Raw genomic sequence first — 23,737 nt, 5'->3', positions numbered from 1 at the left:
AAATAAAAAACCCGCGTTCTATTACTGCGGGTTTTTTATTTATTGAAATGCAGTGAAACCCTACTCGATATTCTGAATCTGTTCGCGCATTTGCTCGATCAGCACTTTCAGTTCGATCGCGGAGTTGGTGACTTCGGCGTTAATGGATTTTGATGCTAACGTGTTCGATTCACGGTTGAATTCTTGCATCATAAAATCCAGGCGACGACCAACAGCTTCTTTCTTCTTCAGAATATTATGTGTTTCTTTCACGTGAGCTTCGAGACGATCTAACTCTTCTGCCACGTCTACTCGCTGCGCCATCAGCACTAATTCTTGCTCTAACCGGGTATTCTCCAGTTGAACTTGTGCTTCTTCTAACTTGCTTAATAGCCGTTCACGCTGCCATTGCAGGATATTTGGCATATGGGCGCGTACTTTTACCACTTCTGCACTGACACCATCCAAACGCTGTTCGATTAACGTTTTCAATGCTGCGCCTTCAGTTTCACGTGCAACAATAAAGTCATCAAGAGCGATATCCAACGCCTGCATCAGTTCAGTGCTGATCGCATCCAAATCTTGTTCTTCTGCACACATCACGCCTGGCCAGCGTAAAACATCGAGAGGATTAACTTCACCCTCATCACTTTGCATTTTGACCCAGTTCGCCGCTTCAACTAGCTGTTTAGCTAGCTTTTCGTTCAAGATCAGTGAACTTTGTGCTGTAGGATCCGGCTCGAAGCGCAAATGACATTCAATTTTGCCTCGAGTCAGACGGGATCGAATTCGCTCACGGATAACCGGTTCCAAGCTGCGGAACTGTTCCGGTAGACGAATATAAGTTTCTAAATAACGTTGGTTCACGGAACGCAGCTCCCAGGCTGCGCTGCCCCATTCACCCTTAATATCACGCCGGGCGTAGGCGGTCATGCTGCGGATCATCGTTGCGTACCCGTTTCAAAGAAAAGATGTAGGGATTATAGCCTCGCAGCATCAGGCAGGATAGGCATTACATCGCTAAGGCCGTATAATGCGCGACCAATATCGATTTAACGCCGGAGAATTCCCATGCGCCCAGCAGGCCGAGCACTAGAACAAGTACGCCCATTAACCCTGACCCGCAATTACACGAAGCACGCTGAAGGTTCCGTGTTGGTAGAGTTTGGCGATACCAAAGTGTTGTGCACCGCCACCGTTGAAGAAGGCGTGCCACGTTTTCTGAAGGGCCAGGGGCAGGGCTGGATTACCGCTGAGTACGGTATGTTGCCCCGAGCAACCCACAGCCGTAATCCTCGTGAGGCCGCAAAAGGTAAGCAAGGAGGACGTACTCTGGAAATCCAGCGTCTGATTGCTCGTTCCTTACGCGCAGCCGTCGATCTGAAAAAATTGGGCGAATTCACCATTACTTTGGACTGCGATGTGATTCAGGCAGATGGCGGCACACGTACTGCATCAATTTCAGGTGCTTGTGTAGCATTGGCCGATGCGCTGAACAAGCTGGTCGCTAACGGTAAATTGAAATCCAACCCGATGAAAGGACTGGTTGCCGCTGTTTCTGTTGGTATCGTTAAAGGCAAAGCCATGTGCGATCTGGAGTATGTGGAAGATTCCGCAGCAGAAACCGATATGAACGTGGTAATGATGGAAGATGGCCGCATGATTGAGGTGCAGGGCACCGCAGAAGGCGAGCCGTTCAGTCATGAAGAATTGCTGGCTCTGTTGGCTTTGGCCCGGGGAGGAATAGAGTCTATCTTCCAGGCACAGAGAGCGGTGTTGGAACAATAATTTTATTAGGGCGACGAAATAGTCGCCTTTTTTATGCCCGGTTACCTGAGAGCATCCTATCGAGGATAGATGGGTAGCTGACCACTGCAGTCACTTATCTGGAAAGGAGATACACCAATGAAAGCCTATCAGCGCGATTTTATCGAGTTTGCGCTTAACAAACAGGTTTTGAAGTTTGGCGAATTTACCCTGAAATCTGGGAGAATAAGTCCTTACTTCTTTAATGCAGGACTGTTTAACACCGGGCTGGATCTGGCGTTACTGGGGCGTTTTTATGCTGCAGCCTTGATGGATTGTGGTGTGGAGTTTGATCTGCTATTTGGCCCGGCATATAAAGGTATTCCTATTGCAACGACCACTGCTGTAGCTTTGGCTGAGCATCATCAGCGCGACGTACCTTACTGCTTTAATCGTAAAGAAGCCAAAGATCACGGCGAAGGTGGCAGTTTGGTCGGTAGTCCACTGCAAGGTCGGGTGATGTTGGTTGACGACGTTATTACGGCAGGTACGGCGATTCGTGAGTCAATGGAGATCATTGGTGCGCAGGGAGCCTCTCTGGCGGGGGTAATGATTTCGCTGGACCGTCAGGAACGCGGACGTGGCGAGATTTCAGCAATTCAAGAGGTGGAACGGGATTATCACTGCAAAGTGATTTCAATTGTTACGCTGAATGACTTAATTACCTATCTGGAAGAAAAACCGGCAATGGCCGATCATCTTGCTGCGGTGCGCACTTATCGTGAGCAATACGGCATCTAAAACGTCATATACTGATAAATACGAAAGAGCCTAACGGCACTTTCAGACTGCTGACAAACCGCGGTCCTGCGATCTCTGGTGGGGAAGACCGGTAGAAGAGTCAAACGTCCGCGCCAGGGATGGCGCGGAACGAGCCGACAAGGACGTATTCACGGCGTCTTGACGATCTGCCGGTTTTCACCGCAGCGAGCACTTTGTCATTAACCTCAAAGGGCCTAACGGCCCTTTTTGCATTTTTGGCCGGTGACTTATTGTAGTTGCGCCATGACCAGAGGCCAGCGCGCATCAAACTCTTGCGTTGGCAAATAGCGGAATTCGGAACGGACGAAGCGCGACAGCATCCCTTCACAGAAAGCGAGCAGTTGCGTCGCTAGGAGGGTTTCATCATGCATAAAACCTTGACCTTCCCGCAGTTTTCTTTCTCGCAATACTTGGCGTAGTTGCGCTTCAATACGTTCAAATAGCTGATTAATGCGGCCCTGTAGGCGATCCTGCTCAAACATTAATGCATGTCCAGTCATGATGCGGGTCAGACCTGGATTCCGCTCGGCGAATCCAAGAACCAGCAATAGAATAAGCCGAAGACGATTAAAGGTTTCTTTCTCGTCTTGCAGGATTAGATTAATGCGGGACATCAGACTATCTTCAATAAACTCGATCAGGCTATCGAACATTTTTGTTTTGCTTGGGAAATGTCGATATAACGCAGCCTCAGAAACACCGACGTTGGCGGCCAGTTTAGCGGTAGTAATCCGCTGACTTCCATCGCTGGATTCCAGCATTTGCGCCAAAGCCTGCAATATTTCCTCGCGCCGATTCCTTTTCGTATTTTCTTTCTCTGCCATGTCCGATTAGACCCTTGCTAAAAATGACTTAATTAACAAAAACCTGAACACCGGCCGCTCTGGATACAAGGCCCAAGCGGCTTATGTGATAGTTTTTTTACGGTATTGAGGTTTAGGGTCGATTATTGGCGACCAGAATGACCAAAACCACCGGCACCACGTTCACTGAGGTCAAAATCTTCGACCAGATTGAACTCGGCTTGTACTACCGGTACAAATACCATCTGGGCAATACGTTCACCTGGTTCGATAGTGAAAGACTGCTGCCCACGGTTCCATACGGAAACCATCAGTTGTCCTTGATAATCAGAGTCAATCAAACCAACCAGATTACCGAGTACCACACCGTGTTTATGACCTAAACCAGAGCGAGGTAAAATAACGGCGGCCAGACCGGGATCACCGATATGGATAGCTAAACCGGTTGGTAACAATGTGGTTTGACCTGGAGCGAGGTCTACCGCGCTATCCAAACAGGCTCGTAAATCCAGGCCTGCGGAGCCTGGGGTGGCATAAGTTGGCAATGGAAATTCGCTGCCAATACGTGGGTCCAGAATTTTAACGTCGATTTTTTTCATCATAACGGCTGACAATCTCGTCTATTAAACGCTGACCAAGCAGGGATTTATCGCTGTGAGGCAAGCGCTTCTCACCGTTTGGCCAAAAAAGGTGTAATGCATTGGTATCACTATTAAAACCATGTTCTGCAAGTGATACATCGTTGGCACAAATCAGGTCCAGATTTTTCCGCACCAGTTTTTGTCGCGCGTATTCTTCCACATTCTGGGTTTCGGCAGCAAACCCGACGACGAATGGACGTTTTTTAGTCATGGCGGCGACACCGGCAACAATATCTGGATTCTTCACCATTTTCAGTGTGATTTCATCACCCTGTTTTTTTATTTTTTCATCGGCAACCTGTTCCGCTCGATAATCGGCAACGGCAGCACAGGAAATGAAAATATGTTGGTGGGGAGCAGCTTGTTGGACTGCATCCTGCATTTCAAGAGCGCTGATGACGTCAATACGATGTACGCCTGGCGGCGTTGGTAGATTGACGGGACCGGCCACCAATGTCATGTGAGCACCGCGCTGCGCGGCAGCTTGAGCGATGGCAAAGCCCATCTTGCCCGAACTGTGATTACTGATAAAACGCACCGGATCCAGAGCTTCGCGCGTTGGGCCTGCGGTGACCATGATATGGAGATGTTGCAAGTCTTGTTTTACAGAAAAATGACGCTCCGCCAAGGCAGCGATTTCCAACGGATCCAGCATACGCCCAGGGCCTACGTCACCACAAGCTTGGCTACCACTGTCCGGCCCCCATACCAGCACACCACGGCTGGCCAGCGTTTGCAGATTGGCCTGGGTAGCGCTGGCGCGATACATTTGCTGATTCATGGCCGGTACTGCGGCAATGGGGGCTGCTGTTGCCAGGCAAAGCGTCGTCAGCAGGTCATTAGCCATACCGGCAGTCACTCGAGCCAATAAATCCGCTGTTGCCGGTGCCATAATGACCAAATCTGCCCATTTACCCAGTTCGATATGACCCATCGCAGCTTCAGCAGCCGGATCGAGTAAATCGTCAGCAACGGGAAATCCTGAAACGGCCTGCAAAGTTAGCGGAGTAATAAAAGCTTTGGCTGCTGTTGTCATTACGACCCGAACATCTGCACCTTTATCGCGTAAGCGGCGTACCAGCTCGGGGCATTTATAGGCAGCTATGCCACCACTGATACCGAGCACAATATGTTTGCCGGAAAGTCCCGTCATCATGATTGTCCGAATTAAAGCCGAAAGAGGCGATATTTTAGCATAACCCGTGAGCAGTTTTGCTATAGGGGACGATGCTGGAGGCAGATCAATCTAAAATTTGCGTGCTGTCGCGCAAGGTTTATTTGGAATGGTCGTGCAGAAATCGCGGTCATGCCATGATTATTTCGGCACAGGGACGAAGGGAGCTTGAGGATGGAACCATGGCTAAATGGGGTTGCCCCCAGAGAGAAATTGTTGAAACACGGTGCTGAGGCACTCAGTGATACGGAATTGTTGGCGATATTTTTGCGAACCGGGATGCCGGGCCTTCATGTAATGGCAATGGCTGAGCATCTTATCGCTGAATTTGGTTCTCTTTATCGGTTGATGTCGGCGGATTATCAGACCCTTTGTGCCCAAAAAGGGATGGGAAAATCTAAATACAGTCAAATTCAGGCGATATCTGAACTGGCTAGTCGTTGCTTTTCTAACCACATGGTGAAAGAGAATGCGATGTTGAACCCGAGGATGACACAAAAATATTTACAAAATGTGCTGTCTGAACGTGAACGTGAAGTTTTTTTAGTGATGTTTTTAGATAACCAGCATCGTGTTATTCGCCATGAGGAGATGTTTACTGGTACCATCACCAGCGTAGAGGTCCATCCGCGGGAAATTGTGCGTGAAGCGCTAAAGATTAATGCTGTTGCGTTGATTCTGGCGCATAATCACCCGTCGGGGAAGGCTGAACCGAGCCAAGCCGACCGTTTGATCACTGCGCAGGTGGTAAAAGCCTGCTCATTATTAGATATTCGGGTGCTCGATCATTTGGTGGTTGGCCGTGGCGAATGTGTCTCTTTTGCTGAACGAGGCTGGATTTAGAGATATTTTCTCGATCCTTTCGGGATCTTTAGCTGTTCGGGACTTGAGCACTTACGCTTCAGAGCGTATACTACGCCACCTTTGAGAATCTTGGGTTTGGCGTGAAGAGCCTATCTCAGCAGGTTTATGCCTGGTGACAGGGGTTTCTGACCTGATGACATTGAGTCTTCTCAGTGAATTTGCTGAGATGGGCTCTAAAGCCTGACGAGGCGGCCATACCCTATACGAAGCTCGAGCTGATTTGATTTTTGGAGAATAGACATGTCCCGAGTCTGCCAAGTTACTGGCAAGCGCCCGGTGAGCGGTAACAACCGTTCCCACGCAATGAACGCGACCAAACGCCGTTTTCTGCCGAACCTGCACTCTCACCGTTTTTGGGTTGAGGGCGAGAAGCGCTTTGTAACTCTGCGTGTATCTGCTAAAGGTATGCGTGTTATTGATAAGAAGGGTATCGAAACGGTCTTGGCCGAACTTCGTGCCCGCGGTGAGAAGTATTAAGGAACTGAATCATGGCTAAAGGTGTTCGCGAGAAGATCAAGCTGGTTTCTTCTGCTGGTACTGGTCACTTCTATACCACCACGAAGAACAAGCGTACTAAGCCGGAAAAATTGGAACTGAAGAAATTCGATCCAGTTGTCCGTCAACACGTGATCTATAAAGAAGCTAAAATTAAATAATTTTAGTGGATTATTAAAAACCCGGCCTCGGCCGGGTTTTTTGTTATATAAAGGGCAATAAACTGCGTTGGTTTGGAGGTTAAATGCCTGAATTACCAGAAGTTGAAACCAGTCGGCGTGGGATTGAACCCTATTTGGTCGGCCACAATATTCAATATGCCATCGTCAGAAATGCTCGCCTGCGCTGGCCTGTTTCCGATGAAATCCTGGCACTGAGCGACCAACTGGTACTCAGTGTGCAGCGTCGCGCCAAGTATTTACTACTAGAATTGCCGAGAGGTTGGATTATCATCCACTTGGGAATGTCCGGGAGTTTACGTATTCTTCCAGAGGAAACCGAGGCAGAGAAACATGACCATGTGGACTTGGTACTCAGTAACGGAAAGATATTGCGTTATACCGATCCACGTCGATTTGGAGCTTGGCTATGGGCTTCAGACCTGACAACCAGTAGTGTTTTGGCACATCTTGGCCCTGAGCCGCTGAGTGAAGCGTTTAGCGCATCCTATCTGTTTAGTCTATCCCGTAACAAGCGCACCCTGATTAAGCCTTGGCTAATGGATAATAAAGTTGTGGTTGGGGTGGGTAATATTTACGCCAGTGAATCGCTGTTTGTTGCCGGAATATCACCAGAACGACCTGCGGGATCGCTCACCGAGCCTGAGGCTGAATTGCTGGTGACGACCATAAAGAGGGTATTGCAACGTTCTATCGAACAAGGTGGAACGACACTGCGTGACTTTTTACAGTCAGACGGCAAACCAGGCTATTTTGCGCAGGAGTTACAGGTCTATGGCCGGGCAGGTGAGCCTTGCAGACGTTGTGGTCATCTGATCGAAAGTGCAAGACACGGGCAGCGCAGCACATTTTTCTGCCGCAACTGCCAGCACTGAATTTAGAGTTTATCCAGCAATGCTTTGGTGATTGGCGCGGGAAGGAACGGAGTAATATCACCGCCGTGGCGCGCCACTTCTTTTACTAGAGATGAAGAAATAAATGACCACTTTTCTGATGGCAGCAAAAATACGCTTTCCAGTGTAGGCATCAAATGGCGGTTCATATTTGCCAACTGCCATTCATATTCAAAATCCGATACCGAGCGTAAGCCCCGTACTAAAATGTTGGCCTGGTGCTGCTGAGCAAAGCTCGCCATCAATTCGCTGAAACCGATAACTTCCACATTGTCCAAATGTGCCGTGACTTCACTGGCCAGTGTGACGCGCTCATCCAGCGTAAACATCGGTTTTTTATGTGCGCTATCAGCAATGGCCAAAATAACATGGCCAAACATAGCGGATGCCCGTGTGACGAGATCCAAATGACCGTTGGTCATTGGATCAAAGGTTCCTGGGTAAATGGCTTTGGTCATCATGGCATCTCGCTTGGGTGTCATTTCTGGTTGAGTGCCCACAGGGCAGCGTATTTATTAAAAGTATATTGGGCATTCACTACCGCCAGCAATAACCCTTGTTTACCATCCAGGAATCCGGCGCGAAACAGCCAGGTTTTACAAAAAGCGCCGAGAGTATGGCTAAGAATAGAGAAATAGCTGCAACTCTTACCTTGCTGGTGGCGTTGGGTCGCCCAAGCTTCGGCATAACTGAGTTGTTTACGTTGGAAAGCAAAGAAATCACGACATGTTAAATGCAGCAAATCTCCTTTTAGCGGGATGATTTTTGCCACGCCAGTATTTAGCGATTCATGTACCAGATTGTCATTGTATTGATATAGATGATGAGCATACAAACGAGTAACGCGATCTGGATACCAACCACTATGGCGCATAAAACGGCCTAGAAACAGATTACGTCTGGCGCAACTGTAAACCGTATTATCATCCGCCTCAATGAGTACTGTTTCGATAGAGGTTTTGAGCTGCGGCGTCACACGTTCATCGGCATCGATCATCAAAATGTAATCGCCGGTGGCGTATTGCTGGGCGAGTTGGCGCTGTTTGCCAAAGCCTTGCCATTGATGATTACTGTATACTTGTGCGCCATATTGACGCGCTAAGTCGAGAGTGCTATCTTCACTGCCGGAATCTAAAATGATAATTTCATCTGCCCAGGAAACGGAGTCAAGGCAGTCTGGCAGCAGTGATGCCTCGTTCTTGGTAATCATCACGACTGACAGGCGTTTTCTTGCACTCATTTAGTGGCTCCGTGGCGGTAAATAAGGCTCCAGCAAGTGTAATAATCGCTGTAATGCCCCTTGGTTCTCGTGCAGAACTTCGACGGCATGACGACCATAATACAGGCGGCAATCTTCGTCAGTTAATAATATGCAGATCTCTTTCACCAATGATGCCACGTCAGTCACGGTAATCAGGCCTTCAGCCTGCTCAAGCTTGGCGCAAATATCTTTAAAATTAAACGTATGCGGCCCCATCATCACGGGAATTGCATGGGCAGCCGCTTCCAATGGATTATGTCCACCACGCTCAACTAGGCTACCACCGACAAAAGCCATATCGGCAATGCCATAGAGCAGCATCAGTTCACCCATGGTGTCACCGATCACTACCTGTGTAGTGCTGGATGGAATTTCACTGGCACTGCGCAAGGTATAGCTGAAACCTGCTTTCTGGGTAAGCTCGATGGCTTTAGGGAAGCGTTCAGGATGACGTGGAACCAGAATCAGTAACAGCGTTGGGTATTGCAATAACAACTGACGATGTGCTTCCAGTAGAATAGCTTCTTCACCATCATGGGTGCTGGTTGCAATCCATACTGGACGGTGAGCTGCCCATTGGCGGCGGAGCGTAATGGCCCGAGCAGCCAGTTCTGGCGTGACTGAGATATCAAATTTCAAGCTACCGGTAATCGTGAGTTGCGATCGCTTCAAGCCCAATTCGATAAAGCGTTCGCCATCCTCCTGATTTTGCGCGGCAATTAGCGTGATACGACGCAATATATTACGGATAAAGCCACCAATTTTTTTGTAGCCGGTAGCCGATCGGGCAGAAAGACGCGCATTGGCGATAACCAATGGAATTTTGCGATGGTGCAGCGCATTAATCAGGTTTGGCCATAGCTCGGTTTCCATAATAATAACCAGCTTGGGATTAACTTGATTAAGGAAGCGATTTACCGAACCCGGCAAGTCATAAGGCAGGTAAACGTGATGAACGTCTTTGCCAAAAGCGGACTGTACCCGCTCAGAACCCGTCGGTGTCATGGTGGTGACGGTGATAGGTAGTGAAGGGTAGCGATGGCGCAACGCCCTGACCAGAGGAATTGCGGCCAGAGTCTCGCCGACTGAAACGGAATGCAGCATGATGCCGCCAGCCACAACTTTACCAGCACAAAAACCATAACGTTCTCCCCAACGCTTGCGATAAGCGGGGGCTTTACGGCTGCGTAGTAACAATCGCAGCCAAATCAGAGGTTGGATTAGGTAGAGGAGTACCTGATATAAACGCAGCAACATTCTATCAAATTCATTTATATGAGTTACTAGGAATAATACCATAACCGCTGAAGAAAGGCTCTCTTCCGGTTTAACGGTATCTGGTGGCCAATATCGCCGATTTATTCGGTTAGCCCATCAATTCAGTAGTGAAATGCCGAATAATCCGACTTGTTTTTTGAGTTATTTATTCTATAGCCATCTTTTGGTGAGAATAGGATTTATTACGCTTAACCAGAAAAAATCAGCAGTGATAAAAAAGAAATCAATGTGGGAGATTTTAATCGGTTTATTTAGAAATACTGACTTAACAACAAGATATAATCGTATATAGCTTGGCGGCCTCGTTGACCTTGTAACAGTGGGTATTTCTTACTAAAGCGTTCTCGTTAATTCAGGTAAAGGATATTGCTGTGGTGAGGGGAATAACCGAAGCGTCATTTTTAAAGTAGGATTTAAATTAGTATCGATATTAATTATCACGATTAAAACTAACGGCAGTTACTAATATTTTTCATGGACTTGTTCTTGACTGAAATATTACTCATCACATTAATAAAAAATGTTTAAGTCTGAATAAAAGATTTGAGCTGCGCAACAAAGGCTGCTGCGCAGAGGGGAAAGGCATCGTTCAGAATACGGTTTTTTCCAACTCGGTCATCACGGCCTGAGCGGTAATGCTATCCATGCATTTCGACTCAGAGATTATCGACACCTGATTCTGGCCGTAACCACCAATCAATCCGGGATCGGTCGGGCCAAATAACGTGATATTGGGCTGCGCCAGCGCAGCCGTCAGATGGCTTAACCCTGTATCGACAGAAACCACGCCTTTAGCGCCAGCGAGCACCTCGGCAACCTGCTGTAAACTGAGTTTCGGTAGCACTTCTACATGAGGGAAATTGTCGGCTAGCCGCAACGCCCGCTGATACTCATGTTCGGCTCCCCAAGGCAGCTTTATTTTCAGTCCAGTAGGCTGAACCTGCTCAATCAGTTGATGCCAGTGACTTTCTGGCCAGTGTTTGCTGTCACGGGTTGTCGCATGCAGGAATACCAGATATTCCCCAGTATCTACTGGGCGATGGCTAAGAAAGCGTTGGGCGATGGCATAATCACCAACAGTTTCCGGTTTGGCATAGCCCAAACTTTTGGCAAAAAGCAGACGGGTGCGTTCTACCGCATGCAGTTGTTTATCAATCTCATGGCGACAATTATAAAACCAACTGGCGAACGGTTCACGAGCGCTTTTACAATCAGGGCCATGTCGAGTGCCCTTGGCAATGCGGGTAATTAAAGCCGCACTTTTTATCAGACCTTGAGCATCGATCACCAAATCATAGTTGCGTTCTTGCACGACCCGTTTGAAATCACAGCGTTCCTGCCGGGTATCGCTGCCAAACCAGTTTTTTCGCCAGCGGCGAATAGCCACTGGAATGATATGATCCACCGCGGGATGCCAGCTAGGAATTTGGGTAAAACCTTCCTCTACTACCCAATCGAAGCGAATACCGGGAATGGCGGTCATGGCATCGGTAAGGGCGGGTAAAGTATGCAAAACATCGCCCATTGATGAGGTTTTGATGATCAGAACGTGCATCAGTGAGCCTCATTAACCGTAGTGTTTGCCAGGTTGGCGAGCAGGCGTTGCAGTGCTTCCATAACCTGTCCCGGCTGAATGTCGATCAGGCTTTGGTGATAACCTTGATCGGCACCACCTTTACGAACTTTATGGTAGCCAGTAATCAACCGAATAACGGTGGCTTTATCTGACAGCGGTGGCGTGAAATCTGGGCTGCTTGGGCCGTATAGAGCCACAAGCGGTTTATTCAATGCCGCAGCTACGTGCATCAGGCCAGAATCGTTACTGACTACGGCGCTACAGGCGGCAATCAGTATCACGGCTTGATCCAGTGTCGTTTGCCCTGCCAGATTCAGGCAGAAATCACGGCTGTGTTCATTGAGTGCCTGACGAATATCTTCTCCAGCCTTATGGTCTTTTTCAGAGCCAAATAGGCTAATTTGATAGCCATCATCAATCAATTTCTGTGCCAGAGCGGCATAATGGTAATGTGGCCAACGTTTGGCTGGGCCAAATTCTGCCCCAGGACAAAAACCGATGATTGGTCGATTATCGCTTAGGTTGAAGGTGGCGGTGGTTTCGGCTATTTCTTCTTCCTGTACTTGCAATTGTGGCCAAAGAATCGGTTGTGGTAAATCGTTGGCTGACTGGATGCGTGATTTATCATAAGCCAGAGCGGCATAGCGTTGCACCATCAGTGGAAAGGCTTGTTTATCAAGAATACGCATGTCGTTAAGCAGGAAATAGCGCATTTCACCACGCCAGCCAGTGCGTTGGGGAATGCCTGAAAAATAGGGTATTAACGCAGATTTAAACGAGTTAGGTAATACATAAGCGCGATCATAACCCTCTTCGCGCAATGCAACGCCCAAACGGCGGCGACCTTCCAGATTAAATACCCCATGGCCCAATGGCATAGGAATAGCGCGGCGCACCTCGGGCATTCTTGCCAGAAGTGGACGGCACCACGCGGGTGCCATCACATCGATCTCTGCTGCCGGATATTCGGCCTTCAGGGTGCGGTATAAACTTTGCGACATCATCATATCGCCAACCCAAGAAGGGCCGATGACCAGTATTTTCATACCGTTATCAATTCCTTGCAGCGAATAACCTAAATCGGGCGATTTAACCAGGCCAGATACTCTTTCACACCTTCTGCGACGGTTTTAAACGGTTTGTCATAACCGGCTGCGCGTAGGTTGGTGAGATCGGCTTGAGTGAATGCCTGGTAACGACCTTTTAATTTTTCCGGGAATGGGATGTATTCCACAGGGCCGCTGTTGTGGTATTCCACCACGGCATCAGCGACAGCCTGGAAAGATTCGGCACGACCGGTTCCACAGTTGAATATACCGGAAACGCCATTTTGCCAGAACCAAAGATTGAGTGCCGCCACGTCGCCAACATAGATGAAGTCGCGTTTAAAGTTTTCACTGCCGGAGAACAGTTTAGGATTTTCGCCGGCATTGATTTGATTGTTCAGGTGGAAAGCGACGCTAGCCATGCTGCCTTTATGGCCTTCACGCGGCCCGTATACGTTGAAGTAACGGAAGCCACAAATCTGCGAGTCAGCCTGCGGCAGGATTTCACGCACATATTGATCGAACAGGAATTTGGAGTAACCATAAACATTTAGCGGCTGTTCGTACTGGCGGTCTTCAATAAAGTTATCGGTACGACCACCGTAGGTGGCTGCCGAAGAGGCATACAGGAACGGAATACGACGATCCAGACAGAAGTGCAAGATGTCTTTGGAGTACTGATAGTTGTTATCCATCATGTACTTGCCATCCCACTCGGTGGTGGAGGAGCAAGCGCCTTCATGGAAGATAGCATCGATATCGCCCATATCATCACCGGCAACAATACTGGCGACGAAATCCTCTTTATCCATGTAATCGGCAATATCCAGATCGACCAGATTGACGAACTTGGTACCATCTTTCAGGTTATCCACCACTAGGATATCTTTATATCCTATATCATTCAGTGCCTTAACGATATTGCTGCCAATAAAACCGGCGCCGCCAGTGACGATAATCATCAGGTTCACCCTTATTAATCTTCTTGGTTGAGCACCATGCCCTACACATTATTGGGTGCCATCATAACATTTCATACGTAAGCGCACAGCCAGAAGGGGGTTAATCACCCATTTTGTCAGCGGCTTTAGGACAGTTCCCCGTGATATATGCTGCATTTTTTACATTCTCTAACAAGCTTCCTCGTCAGTTAGCCAGTAACTCAGTAAAATGTGGTGCGAAATTGCCAAATCTGGAGATAACCGAATGCCCGCGTCTTTTTATCAACAACTAGAACAACAACTGGCTACTACCCGCGCTGAAGGTTTGTATAAAGAAGAGCGAATTATCACTTCCGCCCAGCAAGCCGATATTGCTGTGGCTGATGGCAGTCACGTAATCAATTTCTGCGCTAATAACTATTTGGGGCTAGCCAACCATCCCGCGCTGATTACCGCCGCGAAAAAAGGGATGGATACACATGGTTTTGGTATGGCTTCCGTACGCTTTATCTGCGGCACGCAAGACAGTCATAAGCACCTGGAGAAGAAGCTGGCTGATTTCCTGGGAATGGAGGATTCCATTCTTTATTCTTCTTGTTTCGATGCCAATGGCGGTTTATTTGAAACACTGTTGGGGCCAGAAGACGCTATTATTTCCGATGCGTTAAACCATGCGTCAATCATTGATGGCGTGCGTTTGTGTAAAGCTCGGCGTTATCGTTATGCCAACAATAATATGGCAGAGCTGGAAAGCCAGTTGAAGCAGGCTAAAGCCGATGGCGCACGCCATATCATGATCGCTACTGATGGTGTGTTCTCAATGGACGGTGTGATTGCCAACCTGAAAGGCGTGTGCGATTTAGCCGATCAATATCAGGCACTGGTGATGGTTGATGACTCTCATGCCGTTGGTTTTGTCGGCGAAAATGGCCGTGGAACACATGAATACTGCGACGTCATGGGGCGTGTTGATATTATTACCGGAACGCTGGGTAAAGCCTTGGGTGGCGCATCGGGTGGCTATACCGCAGGGCGCAAGGAAGTGGTTGAGTGGCTACGTCAGCGTTCACGCCCTTATCTGTTCTCTAACTCATTAGCACCAGCAATTGTTGCTGCCTCTATTGAAGTCTTGTCATTACTGGAAAATGGTGGTGCATTACGCGATCGCTTGTGGTCAAACGCCAAATTATTCCGTGAAAAAATGTCAGCTGCCGGTTTTACTCTGGCAGGTGCCGATCACGCCATTATCCCGGTGATGCTGGGTGATGCGACTCTGGCACAGCAATTTGCCACCGAGCTGCAAAAAGAAGGGATTTATGTCACCGGTTTCTTCTATCCGGTAGTGCCAAAAGGTCAGGCACGAATTCGTACCCAAATGTCCGCCGACCACACGACAGAGCAGGTTGAACGTGCCATAGCAGCATTTGTGCGCATTGGTAAAAAATTGGGCGTCATCGCGTAAGGAATTTCAATGAAAGCACTATCGAAGTTGAAAGCAGAAGAAGGCATCTGGATGACCGATGTGCCTCAGCCAGAGCTGGGCCACAATGACATCATGATCAAAATCAGCAAGACGGCCATTTGCGGTACTGATGTACATATCTATAACTGGGATGAATGGTCACAGAAGACTATCCCGGTACCTATGGTTGTCGGTCACGAATACGTCGGTAAAATCGTGGCAATTGGCCAAGAAGTTAAAGGTTTCTCCATTGGTGATCGGGTGTCTGGCGAAGGCCATATTACCTGCGGTCATTGTCGTAATTGCCGTGGTGGCCGCACTCATCTGTGCCGCAACACCATTGGTGTAGGTGTTAATCGTCCTGGCTCTTTCGCTGAGTATCTGGTGATTCCAGCCTTCAATGCGTTCAAAATCCCGGACAATATTCCTGATGAGTTAGCCGCTATTTTCGACCCATTTGGTAATGCGGTTCACACTGCACTTTCCTTTGATTTGGTGGGCGAAGATGTGCTGGTTTCCGGCGCAGGCCCAATTGGTATTATGGCTGCAGCGGTATGCAAACACGTTGGCGCACGCCATGTTGTCATCACTGATGTGAATGAGTATCGTCTCGACCTGGCACGTAAGATGGGCGTCACCCGCGCGGTAAATGTCAGTAAAGAAAATCTTACTGATGTTATGACTGAGTTAGGTATGACCGAAGGTTTTGATGTGGGTCTGGAAATGTCAGGCGCACCGCCAGCGTTCCGTACGCTGTTAAGCGCCATGAATCACGGTGGTCGTATTGCGATGCTGGGTATACCGCCATCGGATATGTCTATTGATTGGAATCAGGTGATATTCAAGGGGCTGTTTATCAAAGGTATCTATGGTCGCGAAATGTTCGAAACCTGGTACAAGATGGCGGCCTTGATTCAATCAGGTTTGGATCTAACGCCAATTATTACTCATCGATTCCCCATTGATGAGTTCCAACAGGGTTTTGACGCTATGCGTTCGGGGCTCTCCGGGAAAGTGGTGTTGAGCTGGGATTAATTTCAGCGGATAGGTAAACACCGTTAGTGAGCCAATGCCGGGGAATAATCACCCGGCATTTTTTTACTCAGCTTTTTTTTGGTGGGTCGGGGTTACCGGTGCTGCTTTGCTAAACCAAAATTGCCAACGCTGCCGTACAAAGGCCGCTGTCGGGCTGCTCATCAGGCTGTCGGTCAAAATACTTAACATCTTCCCTGCATAGATTTTCTCCGGTACATGTCCGGCTTTCATCATGCATTGTTTGATGGTTTTTATCCGGCTGTCTTTAAACGGATCTCGCGGTTTCATTGGTTTGGCCGGTATGGTTCCACCAGAATGATACGGCACTGGCTCATTGAGTAATGCACTTGGCCGAACCAGCACAATATCTGGCGGTAATTGCCGCAGCATTTGCTGCAATACTCGAATGGTGGAGGGGTGAGGGTGACCAATAGCGATCGCTGAACCATTTTTGCGAGCCAGTTGAATCGCTCGGTTAAACTGTTGGCGGATAGCCACATCATTTTGGACATCATCCAGAAAAACTTTGCGTTTAATCACCTTAACGCCGGTGCCTTCCGCCGCTTTACTTGCTTGAGTATTGCCGATGGTGACGCTGTCGAGAAAATAGAGCGAGTAATGCTCCAGCGCCTGCATGACTTTTTGCATGCCGGGCAAACTGGACGTCATCGCGCTGCCCATATGATTATTCATGCCAACTGCATAAGGGACATTACTCACCGCCTGACGAATAATACGCTGAATTTCTTCGCTACTCATCGACGGTTGTAGGGTATCGCGCTCTAATGGCTGTCTGCTTAACGGTGCCATTGGTAGATGGATAAGAACCTCACGCCCTTGGCTGTGAGCTTTGATCGCCATTTCTTTGGCGTGGGGAGCATAAGGTAGGATGGCAACCGAAATTGGCAGTGGCATCTGTAGAATCTGGTTTTCGTTCTGCGGGCGATAACCGAAGTCATCAATAACGATGGATAACTTGCCAGCTTGGGCGGTAAAAACCATCAGCAGTGTGCCGAGCATAATCAGTGAGCGTGCTTTAAAATAGTGCAATACTTTTTCCCTAATGCTGTTCCCTATCTTCCTAACCAGGGTTGTGGGTTGACGGCCTGTCCTTGACGACGGATCTCGAAATACAACGAAGGTTCACCCTGACCGCCACTGGTGCCGACCAGCGCTATCGGCTGACCAGCCCGAACCTGTGCGCCAACATTGACTAGCGCGCTTTGGTTATAGCCGTACAGGCTCATATCGCCTTTACCGTGCTCGATAACCACCACCAAACCATAACCTTGTAACCAGTCCGCCAGTAACACACGGCCATCGGCAATCGCTTTCACTTCGCTGCCTTCCGGCGCAGAGATCACCATACCTTTCCAGCGGAGTTCTCCCTGCAACGCCTCACCAAAGCGATGGGTAACATTGCCGCGCACCGGCCAAACGGCTTGTCCGCCAGGACGACCCAGCCCACCGGTTCGAGCCATCAGGGAGCGCTCACTTTCGCTCGGCTTGTAGCTGGAGCCGGTTTTCTTCGCCTGCTGCTCTTTCAGTTTAATCTGTTCACGCACGCGCGCAGCTTCTTTTGCTTCACGCTCGGCACGGGCTTTAGCTTCACGCTCTGCTTTGGCGATTTGATCGCGTAGGCGTGTTTCATTCAGTTTTAACTCTGCCAGCCCCTGCTGGTCTTTTTCCAGCGAGGTTTCCAGCGAAGTCAGGGTTTTCTTACGCGCTGAACGAGCCTGTTCCAGTTTTTGTTGCTGGGTTTGTTGCTCATTCAACAAGGATTTTTGCTGTTGCTGCTTTTCAACCAAACTTTTCTTTTGTACCGCGAGATCGCTACGAGTCTGTTTTAACTCGTTAATCGACTTCAGACGGGCTTCATTCAGGTAGCTGAAATAGGCCAAAATACGTTCGCTACGCTGAGCTTCCTCACCGCTTAAAATTAATTGCAAACCGCTGTGCTGGCCCTGTTTAAAGGCGGCATCTAACTGTTTAGCGAGAATTTTTTGTTGAACTGACTGCTGACTTTGCAGCTTTTCAATCGAGGTGGTGAGATGCGTAATATCTTTGCCCAATTCCGCCAGGGTATTTTGGGTGTCACGCAGACTACGACTGGCTTGCGCGATAGTATTTTCTTGTTGCTTCAACTGATCGAGTAGTGCACTGCGCTGCTGTTTTTGCTGCTGAACGCTTTTCTCTTTCTCGGCAATATCTTGCTGAATGGTTTTTAGTTGGGTCTTGCTATCGGCAGTTTTGACGGTGACGGGTACCTCTGCCGCTAGGCTGGATAACGGAAACAGCAATACGCCAGCGCATAAAACGCTGGCGTAAAGTGCAGCTAAAGGACGACGCGTAAACCGGATTGGCAGCAGGTTCGTTGAGGTTTTACTGCTGCCGTTGGTTGCGTTGTCCGTCACTATTGATCGTGCAAATAACGCCTTATCCATCATATGAAAGGATTATTCCACGATGAACAGCGGCTTACCAGTCATCTCTTGTGGGATTTCCATTTCAATCAGTGACAACATGGTTGGTGCGATGTCAGAAAGCTTACCGCCCGTTGCGGCTTTCACGGGTTTATTCCCCACGTAGATCAACGGAACTGGTAGGCTGGTATGGGCGGTGTGAGCTTGGCCCGTAGCCGGGTCGCGCATTTGTTCAGCGTTACCGTGGTCTGCGGTAATCAGCAATTGACCCTCTGCGGATTTAACGGCTTCAACAACCTGTGCCATGCAGCTATCCAGCGTTTCGATGGCTTTGACTGCGGCATCGTAGTCACCGGTATGGCCAACCATATCGCCATTTGGATAGTTGCAGATGATGACGTCGTATTTACCGCTATTAATCGCCTCGACCAGTTTTTCTGTCAGTTCGGCGGAACTCATTTCCGGTTGCAGGTCATACGTAGCAACCTTAGGTGAGTTCACCAAAATGCGGTCTTCGCCGGTGAACGGGTCTTCTACGCCGCCGTTATAGAAGAAGGTCACGTGGGCATATTTTTCAGTTTCAGAGATACGTAGTTGGGTTTTATGGTGCTTCATTAACCATTCACCGAGAGTATTTGTCAGTGATGCTGGTGGATAAGCACAGGCGGCCTGAATATCGGCAGCATATTCGGTCAACATGATAAAATCGCCGAAGTTAACTACTTTTTCACGCTTAAAACCGTCAAAGTCAGGATTGATGAAGGTTCGAGTGATCTGGCGGGCACGGTCTGCACGGAAATTCATGAAGATCAGCGCGTCGCCATCGTTCATTGCTGCATCAGGCTCGCCAGCAGCTTGAATGACCGTTGGTCTCACGAATTCGTCATTCTCGTTACGGGCATAGGCTTCGGCCAGGCCAGTCATGGCATCCGCAGCGCTAAACTCGCCTTTGGCTTGAGTGAGTAAATCGTAGGCCAATTGAACGCGATCCCAGCGATTATCACGATCCATCGCGTAGTAGCGACCAATAATGGATGCGATGCGACCTTTGCCTAATTCGACGAATTTATCACTGAATTTCTTCAGGGAAGATTCAGCGCTACGTGGTGGTGTATCACGGCCATCAAGGAAGGCGTGCAGGTAAATTTTCTCGGCTCCGCGTTGTGCGGCAAGTTCGACCATTGCCAGAATATGGTCTTCATGGCTGTGGACGCCACCGGCGGAAAGCAGACCCATAATATGTACCGCTTTGCCTGCTTTGACCGCTTTATCAACAGCACCAGTCAGCGTAGGGTTGACGAAGAAGTCACCTTCTTTGATTTCTTTATCTAGACGGGTCAGATCTTGGTAAACAATGCGACCCGCGCCCAGATTGACATGACCGACTTCGGAGTTGCCCATCTGTCCATCAGGTAGGCCGACGTCCAAACCAGAAGCGGCAATAAGCGTGTGGGGGTTCTGTTGCCACAGGTTGTCCATTACCGGTGTTTTGGCATTCAGAATGGCGTTATCTTGCTGCTCTTCACGATGGCCGTAACCATCCAGGATGGTGAGAACCAGTGGTTTTTTCTTGCTCGACATTGCTTAACCTCTTTTCTTATAAGTCCAAGTGTTAATAGCCAAGAAGTAGCTGTCTGCATTTTTCATGGCTATTTACACTCGTTATTTCCGTAATTTTACTACAAAATTGGTTAAAAATAGCCCAGAGAGATCAAGGTTGGCGTAGGCTGCGCGTGAATTTTGGTGGTCAAATGACGAAAACTTTCCGCGATCGCTCTCAGTTTCTACAATAGCGTTTGCATACTGGCTGTATTTGCTGCAACGCGCAGGTATACTCTGTGACCTTGAATATTGTCCCTTAACTTACGGGAGTTTTCCCCCCATGTTGCAAGAAATCATGCAATTCATTAGCCAGCATCCGGTTCTGAGTCTGGCTTGGGTGGCCTTATTGGCAGCCGTTATTGTTATCACTTTTAGAAGCAGCCTGTCTAAAGTTAAAGAAATTACTCGTGGTGAAGCCACGCGTTTGATTAACAAAGAAGATGCCGTTGTTGTTGATACCCGTTCACGCGAAGATTACCGTAAAGGTCATATCGCCAGCTCCATTAACCTGACGCCGACTGAAATCAAAAACGGCAGCCTGGGTGAATTGGAGAAACATAAAGCACAGCCTATTATCGTCGTTTGTGCCAATGGTACCGCGTCTCGCGCGTCAGCGGAAAACCTGAATAAAGCGGGTTTTGAGCGCGTATTGACTCTGAAAGAGGGTATCTTGGGCTGGAGTGGTGAGAATCTGCCCTTGGCGCGCGGTAAGTAAGTTTGCGATAAGCAACAAAACCTTCGCTTTATCGATAGAAAAGTAAATATAACTGAGGGCTTATCAATGGCGAAAATCGAGATATATACCAAAGCGACTTGCCCATTTTGCATTCGTGCAAAAGCGCTGCTAAACAGTAAAGAGGCCGCGTTCCAGGAAATCGCTATTGATGGTGATATGGTCAAGCGTGAAGAAATGATCGCACGCAGTGGACGTACTACTGTGCCTCAGGTATTTATTGATGGGCAGCACATTGGCGGCTGCGATGATCTACATGCGCTGGATGCGCGCGGTGGGCTTGACCCGCTGCTTTAACTCGTCGGAGGGAATTCCCTGTGGCGGTAGTGCTATTTAATAAGGATGTCTAACTAAGGGTACCTATACACATGTCAGAACAAAACAACACAGAGATGGCTTTCCAAATCCAACGTATTTATACCAAGGATATCTCCTTTGAAGCGCCTAATGCCCCGCAGGTTTTCCAGCAGGATTGGCAGCCAGAAGTTAAACTTGATCTTGATACTGCTTCAAGCCAGCTGGCTGACGATGTGTACGAAGTAGTACTGCGAGTGACCGTAACGGCCTCTTTGGGCGAAGAAACAGCATTCCTGTGTGAAGTTCAGCAGGGCGGTATCTTCTCCATTGCTGGTATCGATGGTACCCAACTGGCGCATTGTCTGGGTGCATACTGCCCGAACATTTTGTTCCCGTATGCTCGCGAATGCATCACCAGCCTGGTTTCTCGTGGTACTTTCCCACAACTGAACCTGGCACCGGTCAACTTTGATGCCCTGTTCATGAACTATCTGCAACAGCAAACTGAAGGCGAAGGTGCTGAACAACGTCAGGATGCCTGATGAATACCACCGATGCTTCAATGACTGTTATCGGTGCCGGATCTTACGGCACCGCATTGGCTATCACGTTAGCGCGTAATGGTCACTCTGTTGTGTTATGGGGCCATGAGCCCAAACATATTCAGGCGTTGCAGGATGCTCGCTGTAACCAGGCTTTCTTGCCAGATGTACCATTCCCCGACTCATTATTGCTGGAAACTGATCTGGCGCTTGCGCTGGCGGCCAGTCGTAACATTTTGGTCGTGGTACCTAGCCACGTTTTCGGTAACGTTTTGCGCCAACTGAAACCACATTTGCGTAGTGATGCGCGCATTGTGTGGGCCACCAAAGGTCTGGAAGCCGAAACCGGGCGTTTGTTGCAGGATGTCGCGCGTGAAATCCTCGGAGATACTATTCCTCTGGCGGTAGTTTCCGGTCCAACTTTCGCTAAAGAACTGGCTGCGGGGATGCCAACAGCTATCGCTTTGGCTTCAACGGATACGCAGTTCAGCGAAGATTTGCAGGAATTGCTTCATTGTGGCAAAAGCTTCCGAGTCTACAGTAACCCTGATTTTATCGGTGTGCAGCTCGGCGGTGCGGTGAAAAATGTCATTGCCATCGGTGCTGGTATGTCTGATGGTATTGGTTTTGGTGCTAACGCGCGCACGGCGCTGATTACCCGTGGTTTAGCCGAAATGAGCCGGTTGGGTTCCGCTTTGGGAGCCGATCCTTCTACTTTTATGGGCATGGCGGGGCTAGGTGATTTGGTACTAACCTGCACCGATAACCAATCCCGCAATCGCAGATTTGGCATTATGCTGGGTCAGGGATTAGGTGTCCAGGAAGCGCAGGATAAGATTGGGCAGGTTGTCGAAGGCTATCGAAATACTAAAGAGGTATTGGCGCTGGCGCAGCGGTATGGTGTTGAAATGCCGATTACCGAGCAAATTTATCAGGTGTTGTACTGCCATAAAAATGCTCGCGAAGCGGCGTTGACCTTACTCGGTCGCACCAAAAAAGACGAAAAAAGCGGCATTTAACCCATAGGATTAATGCGTACTAAGTCACCTTGAGGTTCCCTTGGGGTGGCTTGTTTATGTCATAGGGAGAAGCAAGGCATGTCGTCAGAAGAATTAGAACAGGTCTGGAGCAGCATCAAATCGGAAGCACGAGCGCTGGCTGATTGCGAACCCATGCTGGCCAGCTTTTTTCATGCAACATTATTAAAGCATGAAAATTTAGGCAGCGCCCTCAGTTACATTCTGGCGAATAAGTTAGCTAATCCTATAATGCCGGCTATTGCTATTCGTGAAGTGGTAGAAGACGCCTATCGTAGCGATCCCCATATGATCGTTTCCGCCGCGCGCGATATTCTGGCTGTTCGTTTACGAGACCCCGCAGTCGACAAACATTCCACGCCACTCCTGTATCTTAAAGGCTTTCACGCATTACAAGCTTACCGAATCGGCCATTGGCTATGGATGCAAGGACGTAAGGCTTTGGCGATTTATCTGCAAAATCAGGTGTCTGTAGCATTTGGTGTTGATATTCACCCTGCGGCAACCATTGGCTGCGGTATCATGCTGGACCACGCTACTGGCATAGTCATCGGTGAAACAGCGGTGGTTGAGAATGACGTATCCATCCTGCAATCTGTCACTTTGGGCGGCACCGGTAAAACCAGTGGCGACCGTCATCCGAAAATTCGTGAAGGTGTGATGATCGGAGCGGGTGCGAAGATCCTTGGCAATATTGAAGTGGGGCGCGGTGCCAAGATTGGGGCGGGTTCAGTGGTGCTACAAGCGGTGCCACCACATACTACGGCAGCCGGTGTCCCTGCTCGTATCGTTGGCAGGCCGGAAAGTGACAAGCCTTCTCTGGACATGGATCAGCACTTCAACGGTGTAAACCAGGGTTTTGAATATGGCGATGGTATTTAATTCCTGAAATAGGCCGAACGGGGCCA

The 23,737-nt window shown here is 48.9% G+C and carries 26 protein-coding genes; 13 read left to right on the top strand and 13 right to left on the bottom strand.

Going from position 1 to position 23,737, the window contains the following annotated elements; all coding sequences use genetic code 11:
• Positions 1-60 precede the first annotated feature (60 nt).
• Positions 61-924, bottom strand: a complete 864-nt coding sequence (locus DJ39_RS02110; protein WP_004721231.1) for a YicC/YloC family endoribonuclease — start codon at positions 922-924, stop codon at positions 61-63.
• Positions 925-1,050: 126 nt separating this feature from the next.
• Here DJ39_RS02110 and rph point away from each other — a divergent pair, with 126 nt between their 5' ends.
• Positions 1,051-1,767: a ribonuclease PH gene (gene rph / locus DJ39_RS02105; RefSeq protein WP_004721228.1), complete on the top strand. Its 717-nt coding sequence runs from the start codon at positions 1,051-1,053 to the stop codon at positions 1,765-1,767.
• Between the two features lie 117 nt (positions 1,768-1,884).
• A complete protein-coding gene (gene pyrE / locus DJ39_RS02100; protein ID WP_004721226.1) occupies positions 1,885-2,526 on the top strand; it encodes an orotate phosphoribosyltransferase in 642 nt (213 codons plus the stop codon).
• A 248-nt stretch (positions 2,527-2,774) separates the two neighbouring features.
• Here the strand turns inward: pyrE and slmA are convergent, their stop codons facing one another.
• The 3 genes from slmA to coaBC form a co-directional block, all read right to left on the bottom strand.
• The gene (slmA, locus tag DJ39_RS02095) at positions 2,775-3,371 is read right to left on the bottom strand and encodes a nucleoid occlusion factor SlmA (protein WP_004719600.1); all 597 of its coding nucleotides are present in this window, start codon (positions 3,369-3,371) and stop codon (positions 2,775-2,777) included.
• Between the two features lie 122 nt (positions 3,372-3,493).
• Positions 3,494-3,952, bottom strand: coding sequence for a dUTP diphosphatase (dut, locus tag DJ39_RS02090; protein WP_038244737.1), 459 nt, complete (start codon positions 3,950-3,952; stop codon positions 3,494-3,496).
• Positions 3,930-5,147, bottom strand: a complete 1,218-nt coding sequence (gene coaBC / locus DJ39_RS02085) for a bifunctional phosphopantothenoylcysteine decarboxylase/phosphopantothenate--cysteine ligase CoaBC (protein ID WP_004719597.1) — start codon at positions 5,145-5,147, stop codon at positions 3,930-3,932. Before coaBC ends, dut begins: the two co-directional genes overlap by 23 nt.
• A gap of 192 nt (positions 5,148-5,339) precedes the next feature.
• Between coaBC and radC the strand changes: the two genes are divergently transcribed.
• From radC to mutM, 4 genes are all read left to right on the top strand, one after another.
• A complete protein-coding gene (gene radC / locus DJ39_RS02080) occupies positions 5,340-6,008 on the top strand; it encodes a RadC family protein (RefSeq protein ID WP_004719595.1) in 669 nt (222 codons plus the stop codon).
• Positions 6,009-6,269: 261 nt separating this feature from the next.
• Positions 6,270-6,506, top strand: a complete 237-nt coding sequence (rpmB, locus tag DJ39_RS02075) for a 50S ribosomal protein L28 (RefSeq protein WP_032816691.1) — start codon at positions 6,270-6,272, stop codon at positions 6,504-6,506.
• Positions 6,507-6,517: 11 nt separating this feature from the next.
• Complete coding sequence (rpmG, locus tag DJ39_RS02070; protein ID WP_004392084.1) at positions 6,518-6,685, top strand: 50S ribosomal protein L33; 168 nt, start codon at positions 6,518-6,520, stop codon at positions 6,683-6,685.
• An 83-nt stretch (positions 6,686-6,768) separates the two neighbouring features.
• Positions 6,769-7,578 carry a bifunctional DNA-formamidopyrimidine glycosylase/DNA-(apurinic or apyrimidinic site) lyase gene (mutM, locus tag DJ39_RS02065; protein WP_004719594.1) on the top strand — a complete coding sequence of 270 codons (810 nt, stop codon included), beginning with the start codon at positions 6,769-6,771 and terminating at the stop codon, positions 7,576-7,578.
• Between the two features lie 2 nt (positions 7,579-7,580).
• On the opposite strand, the gene coaD is transcribed toward mutM, so the two are convergent.
• The 6 genes from coaD to rfaD form a co-directional block, all read right to left on the bottom strand.
• Positions 7,581-8,057, bottom strand: a complete 477-nt coding sequence (gene coaD, locus DJ39_RS02060) for a pantetheine-phosphate adenylyltransferase (protein WP_004719591.1) — start codon at positions 8,055-8,057, stop codon at positions 7,581-7,583.
• 17 nt (positions 8,058-8,074) lie between these two features.
• A complete protein-coding gene (locus DJ39_RS02055; protein WP_004719590.1) occupies positions 8,075-8,836 on the bottom strand; it encodes a glycosyltransferase family 2 protein in 762 nt (253 codons plus the stop codon).
• A complete protein-coding gene (gene waaA, locus DJ39_RS02050) occupies positions 8,837-10,114 on the bottom strand; it encodes a lipid IV(A) 3-deoxy-D-manno-octulosonic acid transferase (RefSeq protein ID WP_004719587.1) in 1,278 nt (425 codons plus the stop codon).
• 610 nt (positions 10,115-10,724) lie between these two features.
• Complete coding sequence (gene rfaC, locus DJ39_RS02045) at positions 10,725-11,690, bottom strand: lipopolysaccharide heptosyltransferase RfaC (protein ID WP_038251123.1); 966 nt, start codon at positions 11,688-11,690, stop codon at positions 10,725-10,727.
• The gene (gene rfaF, locus DJ39_RS02040; RefSeq protein ID WP_004719586.1) at positions 11,690-12,757 is read right to left on the bottom strand and encodes an ADP-heptose--LPS heptosyltransferase RfaF; all 1,068 of its coding nucleotides are present in this window, start codon (positions 12,755-12,757) and stop codon (positions 11,690-11,692) included. The genes rfaC and rfaF overlap by 1 nt, the downstream gene beginning before the upstream one ends.
• A 29-nt stretch (positions 12,758-12,786) precedes the next feature.
• On the bottom strand, positions 12,787-13,719 hold the full coding sequence (gene rfaD / locus DJ39_RS02035) for an ADP-glyceromanno-heptose 6-epimerase (RefSeq protein WP_038244713.1): 933 nt from the start codon (positions 13,717-13,719) through the stop codon (positions 12,787-12,789).
• A 244-nt stretch (positions 13,720-13,963) separates the two neighbouring features.
• Here rfaD and kbl point away from each other — a divergent pair, with 244 nt between their 5' ends.
• Together kbl and tdh are read left to right on the top strand one after the other, a co-directional pair.
• The gene (kbl, locus tag DJ39_RS02030) at positions 13,964-15,160 is read left to right on the top strand and encodes a glycine C-acetyltransferase (RefSeq protein ID WP_038244710.1); all 1,197 of its coding nucleotides are present in this window, start codon (positions 13,964-13,966) and stop codon (positions 15,158-15,160) included.
• A gap of 9 nt (positions 15,161-15,169) precedes the next feature.
• On the top strand, positions 15,170-16,195 hold the full coding sequence (gene tdh / locus DJ39_RS02025; RefSeq protein WP_004719580.1) for an L-threonine 3-dehydrogenase: 1,026 nt from the start codon (positions 15,170-15,172) through the stop codon (positions 16,193-16,195).
• A gap of 63 nt (positions 16,196-16,258) precedes the next feature.
• On the opposite strand, the gene DJ39_RS02020 is transcribed toward tdh, so the two are convergent.
• Genes DJ39_RS02020 through gpmM form a run of 3 tightly spaced genes read right to left on the bottom strand, consistent with a single transcriptional unit; the run spans position 16,259 to position 20,199 of the window.
• Positions 16,259-17,245, bottom strand: a complete 987-nt coding sequence (locus DJ39_RS02020) for a divergent polysaccharide deacetylase family protein (protein WP_004719578.1) — start codon at positions 17,243-17,245, stop codon at positions 16,259-16,261.
• Between the two features lie 23 nt (positions 17,246-17,268).
• Positions 17,269-18,642: a murein hydrolase activator EnvC gene (gene envC, locus DJ39_RS02015; RefSeq protein ID WP_004719577.1), complete on the bottom strand. Its 1,374-nt coding sequence runs from the start codon at positions 18,640-18,642 to the stop codon at positions 17,269-17,271.
• Between the two features lie 9 nt (positions 18,643-18,651).
• Positions 18,652-20,199, bottom strand: coding sequence for a 2,3-bisphosphoglycerate-independent phosphoglycerate mutase (gpmM, locus tag DJ39_RS02010; RefSeq protein ID WP_004719574.1), 1,548 nt, complete (start codon positions 20,197-20,199; stop codon positions 18,652-18,654).
• A 301-nt stretch (positions 20,200-20,500) separates the two neighbouring features.
• On the opposite strand from gpmM, the gene DJ39_RS02005 reads away from it, so the two are divergent.
• From DJ39_RS02005 to cysE, 5 genes are all read left to right on the top strand, one after another.
• Positions 20,501-20,935 carry a rhodanese-like domain-containing protein gene (locus DJ39_RS02005; protein ID WP_004719572.1) on the top strand — a complete coding sequence of 145 codons (435 nt, stop codon included), beginning with the start codon at positions 20,501-20,503 and terminating at the stop codon, positions 20,933-20,935.
• 66 nt (positions 20,936-21,001) lie between these two features.
• The gene (grxC, locus tag DJ39_RS02000) at positions 21,002-21,250 is read left to right on the top strand and encodes a glutaredoxin 3 (RefSeq protein ID WP_004719571.1); all 249 of its coding nucleotides are present in this window, start codon (positions 21,002-21,004) and stop codon (positions 21,248-21,250) included.
• Between the two features lie 71 nt (positions 21,251-21,321).
• A complete protein-coding gene (secB, locus tag DJ39_RS01995; RefSeq protein WP_038244708.1) occupies positions 21,322-21,792 on the top strand; it encodes a protein-export chaperone SecB in 471 nt (156 codons plus the stop codon).
• The gene (gene gpsA, locus DJ39_RS01990; protein ID WP_004719569.1) at positions 21,792-22,811 is read left to right on the top strand and encodes an NAD(P)H-dependent glycerol-3-phosphate dehydrogenase; all 1,020 of its coding nucleotides are present in this window, start codon (positions 21,792-21,794) and stop codon (positions 22,809-22,811) included. The genes secB and gpsA overlap by 1 nt, the downstream gene beginning before the upstream one ends.
• 78 nt (positions 22,812-22,889) lie before the next feature.
• The gene (gene cysE, locus DJ39_RS01985) at positions 22,890-23,711 is read left to right on the top strand and encodes a serine O-acetyltransferase (RefSeq protein WP_004719568.1); all 822 of its coding nucleotides are present in this window, start codon (positions 22,890-22,892) and stop codon (positions 23,709-23,711) included.
• Positions 23,712-23,737: the final 26 nt, after the last annotated feature.

Origin of the sequence: Yersinia ruckeri ATCC 29473 (assembly GCF_000754815.1) — a bacterium.
Classification (GTDB): domain Bacteria; phylum Pseudomonadota; class Gammaproteobacteria; order Enterobacterales; family Enterobacteriaceae; genus Yersinia; species Yersinia ruckeri.
Note: the sequence above shows the minus strand (reverse complement) of the source record. Positions and strands in the feature narration are given on the sequence as shown.

Coding starts and splice junctions, on each gene's coding strand:
- DJ39_RS02110 (WP_004721231.1), bottom strand. CDS start 924: ATGATCCGCAGCATGACCGCCTACGCCCGGCGTGATATTAAGGGTGAA.
- rph (WP_004721228.1), top strand. CDS start 1,051: ATGCGCCCAGCAGGCCGAGCACTAGAACAAGTACGCCCATTAACCCTG.
- pyrE (WP_004721226.1), top strand. CDS start 1,885: ATGAAAGCCTATCAGCGCGATTTTATCGAGTTTGCGCTTAACAAACAG.
- slmA (WP_004719600.1), bottom strand. CDS start 3,371: ATGGCAGAGAAAGAAAATACGAAAAGGAATCGGCGCGAGGAAATATTG.
- dut (WP_038244737.1), bottom strand. CDS start 3,952: ATGATGAAAAAAATCGACGTTAAAATTCTGGACCCACGTATTGGCAGC.
- coaBC (WP_004719597.1), bottom strand. CDS start 5,147: ATGATGACGGGACTTTCCGGCAAACATATTGTGCTCGGTATCAGTGGT.
- radC (WP_004719595.1), top strand. CDS start 5,340: ATGGAACCATGGCTAAATGGGGTTGCCCCCAGAGAGAAATTGTTGAAA.
- rpmB (WP_032816691.1), top strand. CDS start 6,270: ATGTCCCGAGTCTGCCAAGTTACTGGCAAGCGCCCGGTGAGCGGTAAC.
- rpmG (WP_004392084.1), top strand. CDS start 6,518: ATGGCTAAAGGTGTTCGCGAGAAGATCAAGCTGGTTTCTTCTGCTGGT.
- mutM (WP_004719594.1), top strand. CDS start 6,769: ATGCCTGAATTACCAGAAGTTGAAACCAGTCGGCGTGGGATTGAACCC.
- coaD (WP_004719591.1), bottom strand. CDS start 8,057: ATGATGACCAAAGCCATTTACCCAGGAACCTTTGATCCAATGACCAAC.
- DJ39_RS02055 (WP_004719590.1), bottom strand. CDS start 8,836: ATGAGTGCAAGAAAACGCCTGTCAGTCGTGATGATTACCAAGAACGAG.
- waaA (WP_004719587.1), bottom strand. CDS start 10,114: ATGTTGCTGCGTTTATATCAGGTACTCCTCTACCTAATCCAACCTCTG.
- rfaC (WP_038251123.1), bottom strand. CDS start 11,690: ATGCACGTTCTGATCATCAAAACCTCATCAATGGGCGATGTTTTGCAT.
- rfaF (WP_004719586.1), bottom strand. CDS start 12,757: ATGAAAATACTGGTCATCGGCCCTTCTTGGGTTGGCGATATGATGATG.
- rfaD (WP_038244713.1), bottom strand. CDS start 13,719: ATGATTATCGTCACTGGCGGCGCCGGTTTTATTGGCAGCAATATCGTT.
- kbl (WP_038244710.1), top strand. CDS start 13,964: ATGCCCGCGTCTTTTTATCAACAACTAGAACAACAACTGGCTACTACC.
- tdh (WP_004719580.1), top strand. CDS start 15,170: ATGAAAGCACTATCGAAGTTGAAAGCAGAAGAAGGCATCTGGATGACC.
- envC (WP_004719577.1), bottom strand. CDS start 18,642: ATGATGGATAAGGCGTTATTTGCACGATCAATAGTGACGGACAACGCA.
- gpmM (WP_004719574.1), bottom strand. CDS start 20,199: ATGTCGAGCAAGAAAAAACCACTGGTTCTCACCATCCTGGATGGTTAC.
- DJ39_RS02005 (WP_004719572.1), top strand. CDS start 20,501: ATGTTGCAAGAAATCATGCAATTCATTAGCCAGCATCCGGTTCTGAGT.
- grxC (WP_004719571.1), top strand. CDS start 21,002: ATGGCGAAAATCGAGATATATACCAAAGCGACTTGCCCATTTTGCATT.
- secB (WP_038244708.1), top strand. CDS start 21,322: ATGTCAGAACAAAACAACACAGAGATGGCTTTCCAAATCCAACGTATT.
- gpsA (WP_004719569.1), top strand. CDS start 21,792: ATGAATACCACCGATGCTTCAATGACTGTTATCGGTGCCGGATCTTAC.
- cysE (WP_004719568.1), top strand. CDS start 22,890: ATGTCGTCAGAAGAATTAGAACAGGTCTGGAGCAGCATCAAATCGGAA.